This window comes from Paenibacillus sp. VTT E-133280 (assembly GCF_002264385.1).
In the GTDB taxonomy this organism is placed as follows: Bacteria; Bacillota; Bacilli; order Paenibacillales; family Paenibacillaceae; genus Paenibacillus_AQ; species Paenibacillus_AQ nitricinens.
This window is the reverse complement of the sequence record NZ_NFUX01000187.1, coordinates 1-303: the sequence shown is the minus strand read 5'-3', so window position 1 is coordinate 303 and position 303 is coordinate 1. Positions and strand designations below refer to the sequence as shown.

Sequence of the window (303 nt, the reverse complement as noted above, 5' to 3'; positions counted from 1 at the left end):
GGCATCTGAACTTGCCGCTCGGGTTACCGTCACGGTATATTCCTTTTTCGTTGTTCCATCTTCTGCTGTAATGTGAACGGTGAACATGTTCTTTCCTACAGTCAGGGACTTCCAACCTAGATCTGCTACGACAATCGTAGCGGTGCTATCATTTTTAGTTGCTGAAATGGTCGTGCTTGACACGTTGTTCACTACATTGGCTGTGTACGTCAATGTGCCACTAGCAAATACTGGACTTATTCTTACTCCGCTTAAGGTCAAGTCACGGAGTGTGGCATCTGAACTTGCCGCTCGGGTTACCGT

General features: G+C 47.2%; 1 protein-coding gene. It reads right to left on the bottom strand.

Translation table 11 applies throughout. The annotated features are described in order from the left end of the window. A partial coding sequence (locus tag CA600_RS30700) for a cadherin-like beta sandwich domain-containing protein (protein WP_143812246.1) occupies positions 1–303 on the bottom strand: 303 nt, incomplete at both ends.